Origin of the sequence: Microbacterium sp. (assembly GCF_049661145.1) — a bacterium.
Lineage (GTDB): Bacteria > Actinomycetota > Actinomycetes > Actinomycetales > Microbacteriaceae > Microbacterium.
Genome location: NZ_JBASZT010000327.1, coordinates 1 through 5,082, shown reverse-complemented (window position 1 = coordinate 5,082; position 5,082 = coordinate 1). Strand labels below are relative to the sequence as shown.

Annotated in this window: 6 protein-coding genes; all 6 read right to left on the bottom strand. The window is 71.4% G+C overall.

Annotated elements, in window-relative coordinates; translation table 11 throughout:
* Window positions 1–296: O-methyltransferase (locus tag WBP48_RS13520; RefSeq protein ID WP_424441263.1), on the bottom strand; the 296-nt coding region annotated here is incomplete at its 3' end.
* Window positions 297–461: 165 nt separating this feature from the next.
* Window positions 462–1,493, bottom strand: coding sequence for a DUF1648 domain-containing protein (locus tag WBP48_RS13515; protein ID WP_424441261.1), 1,032 nt, complete (start codon window positions 1,491–1,493; stop codon window positions 462–464).
* Window positions 1,483–1,839: a GntR family transcriptional regulator gene (locus tag WBP48_RS13510; RefSeq protein ID WP_424441259.1), complete on the bottom strand. Its 357-nt coding sequence runs from the start codon at window positions 1,837–1,839 to the stop codon at window positions 1,483–1,485. Before WBP48_RS13510 ends, WBP48_RS13515 begins: the two co-directional genes overlap by 11 nt.
* Window positions 1,840–1,981: 142 nt before the next feature.
* Window positions 1,982–3,256, bottom strand: a complete 1,275-nt coding sequence (gene hisS / locus WBP48_RS13505; RefSeq protein WP_424441265.1) for a histidine--tRNA ligase — start codon at window positions 3,254–3,256, stop codon at window positions 1,982–1,984.
* Window positions 3,257–3,444: 188 nt separating this feature from the next.
* The gene (locus WBP48_RS13500) at window positions 3,445–4,326 is read right to left on the bottom strand and encodes a MazG family protein (protein ID WP_424441257.1); all 882 of its coding nucleotides are present in this window, start codon (window positions 4,324–4,326) and stop codon (window positions 3,445–3,447) included.
* A partial coding sequence (locus WBP48_RS13495; protein WP_424441255.1) for a Na+/H+ antiporter NhaA occupies window positions 4,287–5,082 on the bottom strand: 796 nt, incomplete at its 5' end. The genes WBP48_RS13495 and WBP48_RS13500, both read right to left, overlap by 40 nt.

Sequence of the window (5,082 nt, the reverse complement as noted above, 5' to 3'; positions counted from 1 at the left end):
ACGGCGGCGTGCGCGGGCTCGGCCTCGATCGTGACGACGACGCCGTCGTCGGGGATGCCGCGGGCCAGCCAGATGGTGGAGTAGCCGCCGAGGGTGCCGATCTCCAGCACGCGGCGCGCCCCTGTCGCCCGCGCGAGCAGATGCAGCAGCTTGCCGCCGGTCGGAGCGACTTCGATGTCGGGCATGCCGGCGGCGCACTGGGCGGTGACCGCGGCATCCAGCGCCTCATCGTGGCCGATGAGCGTCTCGGTGAGGTAGCGATCGACGGCGGCAGCGGCATCGTTGAGGTTGGTCATGGCGTCAGCCAACCGCACCGGGCGGGTCGGCGCCAGGGGTGTGCCCGGCGGTGTCATATCGCAGGCGGAGGGAGCGGTTCACTGCACGCCGCGGCGGATGCCGAGGAGACGACGGATGCTGAGGACGATATCCCGGCATCCGCTCCTCAGCATCCTGCAATCTCCTCAGGAACCTTCGCGGGAACTGAGCGCGGTGAGCAGGGCGACGCCGGTCTCGGCGTCATCGACCGTGACGACGAAGTCGCGGCGGCTGCGGCGGCGCACGAGGATCCCCTCCCCGGCGCGCAGCACGACTCCGGTGCGACCGGCGGCCCAGCGAATCCCCCAGCCACCGAACTCGCCCATCGGGTCTACGTGCACCACCGCGGCCTCGGCAACGTCTGCGAGCGGAACGCGCAGCCGCGGCCAGCCCACCACCGACGTCGCGGTGAGCCCGGCGGCGTCGATGCGGACACGGAAGGCGACGTTGGTCACGACCGCGACGGCGACTCCGACGGTCACGATGAGTGTGATCAGCCGTGGGGCGAACTCATCGGTGGCCGTCCACGTGAGCACGATCGAGCCGACCAGCACGAGGATGCCGACGGCGAGCACGATCATTCCCGACCGCGCCATCGTCACCGTCCGCAACCACGCGGCACGCTCCCCGGGCTGCAGGTCCAGCGTATCGACGTGTTCGACGGCGACCGGCGCAGCATCCTGATGCGGCTGTAGGAACCAGCCGGCCACGAGGCCCACGACCGCGCCGACGATGGCGAGTGCCATCGGCAGCCCGACGAGCGGCGCATCAGCGGCATCGGCAAGCCCCGCCTGCGGAAGTGTCAGCGCCGTCACGAGGATCGTGAGGAACAGCGCCTCGCCGAGTGACAGGGCGCCCAGCAGGCGATAGGACGGGCTGCGCACGCCGCGGCGCAGACTGGGCAGAGCCGTGAAGGTCAGCAGGGCGGCGATGCCGAGCCCGACGCCCGCCAGCAGCGGCGCGGGCAGCCACGGCGGACCGAAGCCGTCGGGCGTCCCCGCCGCTCCCCAGTGGATCGCCACGGGATCGGGAAACGCGGGCATCGCGATCAGCAGCGCGACGACGCCGGCGAGGACGACAAGGCACGGCAGCACGAGGGCGACCAGCACGAAGCGCGACACGGCCCGGGTCTCGCCACGGGTCTCGCCCTTCGATCGAGCAGGGGTGTCAGCGGGCATTCGCGGCCTCCTTCACGAGAGCGGCAAGGGTGTCAGCGGGAAGTCCGAGGTCGCGGGCGCGGCGGGCGAGGAGCAAGATCTCGGTATGCAGGGCGGCGAGAGCGACAGCGGCGTCGGTCACCACGGCACCGCGTCCGCGTCGGAGATCGATGAGGCCTTCATCGCGCAGCGTGTTGTAGGCGTGCAGCACTGTGTGGACGTTGACCCCGAGGGATGCGGCGACCTCTCGCGCCGACGAAAGCCGGTCGCCGGGCACCAGTCGACCCATCGCGGCGTCCACCCGGATGCTGGCCGCGATCTGCACGAACACCGGCACGGCGCTCTGGGGGTCCACTCTCAGCAGCATGCAATTATTCTATCGCAACTAGAATAATCTTGATACGCGGGCGGGCGTCGGATGCCGAGGAGATGACGGATGCTGAGGACGAAATCCCGGCATCCGATCCTCAGAGTCCTGCGTTGTCCTCAGGAACCTCCGCCGACCGCCGTCAGGACAGCGACTTGAGTTCGAGCTCGTCGCGAGAAGCACCCGCAGCGATCGTCGCGAAGGACGTGTAGCCGTCGGCGGCGGCGCGCTCGAGCAGCGCCTTGAGGTTCTTGGGGCGGCGCTCCAGGCGGACGCGCGAGCCGCCGGCGACGAGCGCCGCTTTCAGCGTGACGAGCTCAGCCACGGGCATGTCCCGGTCGTGCACCAGCACGACGGCGGAGGCTCCGGCATCCGCCTCGGCACCGACGAGATCGACGATGCGCTCGAACCCGATGGAGAACCCGACGGCGGGGACGTCCTGGCCGAGGAACCGGCCGATCATCCCGTCGTAGCGGCCGCCGCCGCCGAGCGAGTAGTCGACGCTCGGGTGGGCGAGTTCGAAGATCGTGCCGGTGTAGTAGCCCATGCCGCGCACGAGGAAGGGGTCGAAGACGAGCGGGATGCCGCCCGGGTCCGTCACCGCGTTGGCTGCTCGCGCTGCGGCGACCGCGTCGCCGATCGCGACGAGGCCTGTGACGACGTCGTCCGGTGCTCCCTCCGGCAGAGCCTTGCGGATCTGGCCCTCGCCGTACGGGCGGTACTCGAGTGTCTGGGGGCGGTGCAGGAATGCGCGGAACGCGGCGACCGCCTCGGGGGTCGCGCCCCGCTCGCTCAGCTCCGCGACGACGCCGTCGACGCCGATCTTGTCGAGCTTGTCGATCGTGATGAGCACGCCAGCGCGCTCGTCGGGGGCGAAGCCGAAGACCTCCAGCATCCAGTCCAGGGCACGGCGATCGTTGATGCGGATCGTGCCGCCGTCGAGCCCCAGCGCGTCGAGGGTGTCGAGGCTCGCGACGACGAGTTCGGCCTCGGCGCGGCCGGTCGCGTCGCCGATGATGTCGATGTCGCACTGGACGAACTGCCGGTAACGACCCTTCTGCGGGCGCTCGGCCCGCCAGACCGGCGCGATCTGGATCGAGCGGAACACCGTCGGCAGCTCCGCCCGGTGGGTCGCGTAGAACCGCGCGAGGGGAACCGTGAGGTCGTAACGCAGTCCGAGGTCGCTCAGGCGGGCCGGGTCGTCGGCGGCGGCGCGGATCGCGTCGGCATCCAGCCCCCGTTTGAGGACATTGAAGGCGAGCTTCTCGTTGTCGCCGCCGATCCCCGCGTGGAGGCGATCGTAGTCCTCGACGACGGGGGTCTCGATCTCGTCGAAGCCGTGCGCGCGGTAGCGCTCGCGGATGACGGCGAGCACGCGCTCACGGCGCGCCTTGTCGGCGGGGAGGAAGTCGCGCATGCCGCGCGGCGGGTTCACGGAGGGCACCCGTCCATTCTTTCAGGGACTTCGCCGCAGCCGCCGCACCAGCGGCGGGGCCGCACCCGTGGCGGGGCCTGCCGACCCAAACTCCTCCAGCGCGAACGCGATCGGGTGGATTCAGGCCGTCAGCGGGGTTCGCACGGCGGGAGTGGAGGAGTTCGGGACAGTCAGCCGCGCTCGGCGGCGCGGATGTCGTCCTGCAGCACGCGGATCCGCTCACGCAGCGCGCGCTCGGCATCCCACCCCCGCTCCCGCGCCAGCCCCACGAGCCCCAGCAGCGCCTCCCCCAACTCGACCTCGGTCGCGGGGGCGGGCGCGGGCTCGCTCAGCCCCGCCTGCCGGCGAGAGAACAACTCCACGCCGAGGGAACGGGTGCCGCCCGTGCTCTCGGCGTCCGGTTGTTCTCTCGCGGGCGACGGCGAGGCTGAAGGCGGAGCCGGCGAGGCGGGCGACGACGCGGGGCGGATGCCGACGAGTGCCGCCTTGCCGAGCAGCTTCTGCGCCAGGGCGAGTGCGGGCATGTGCTCGGACACGCCGTCGAGCACCGACCGGCGCTCGTGCTTCTCGGCGGCTTTGGCGGCGTTCCAGTGGACGAGGACCTCCTCGGGGGTGGTGGCCACGGCATCCCCGAAGACATGCGGATGCCGACGCACCATCTTCTCGACGAGCCCCGCCGCGACGTCGTCGATGTCGAACGGGTCGGCCTCGTCCTGCGCGGCGATCGCGGCGTGGAAGAGCACCTGCCAGAGCACATCGCCCAGCTCCTCGCGCAGGTCCGCGCGGGTGCCGGCCTCGACGGCATCGATCAGCTCGGCCGACTCCTCCACGAGGTACGGCACGAGGTCCCGGTGCGTGATGCGCTGCGACCACACGCACCGCTCGCGCACGGTGCGCATCGTCTCGGCCGCCTGCCGCAGCGGGTCAGCCCTTGCAGTGGCGCTGTCGCGCCGCGGGGCAGGGACATCGGCAAGGACATCCGGCTCAGGTGACGAGACCATCGGGTCGGTGGTCAACTCGTCACGATCAGAGCCCTGCGCCTGTGATGCCATGCCCGCCACGATACGAGCATCGCGGCCGCCACGAGCGAGATCGCCGACCCGCCGAGCACGCCGAGGGTCGCCTGATCGCGGATGCCGGGGGCATCGGCGAAGGCGAGCTCGCTCAGCAGCAGCGAGACCGTGAACCCGATGCCGCCCAGTGCCCCGGCGGCCACCAGGTCGCCCCACGACAGCGCCGCGTCGCGCGGGACCCGCAGCAGCCGCTGCGCGATGCCCCCGGAGAGCGCGATCCCGATGAGCTTGCCGACCGGCAGCGCGACGAGCACTCCCCAGAACGCGGGCGACAGCTCCCGCGCCGGCACCTGCGGGATCACCACGAGCGCGGCGCACACCGCGAACAGCGGCAGGACGAGCCCGTTCACCCACGGCTCCAGCGCATGGCGCACGCGCATCGCGGGTTGCTGCGCCATCACGAGGCCGAGCACGACGCCGGCGATCGTCGCGTGGACTCCCGACTCGTACACGGCCCACCAGGTTCCGACCGCCGACACGACGAGCCCCGCGATCGCCCAGCGCCGCGCCCAGGTATCGAGCACCCGGCTACACAGGGCGAACACCGCGGCGAAGCCCACCGCGAACAGGATCATGGCGGCATCCACATCGGAGGTGAACAGCACCGCGATGAAGACGATCCCGACGATGTCGTCGAGGATCGCAAGCGCCAGCAAGAAGACGCGCACCCCCGGCGGCAGCCCGCGCCCGAGGACGGCGAGCACGCCGAGCGCGAAGGCGATGTCGGTGGCGGTC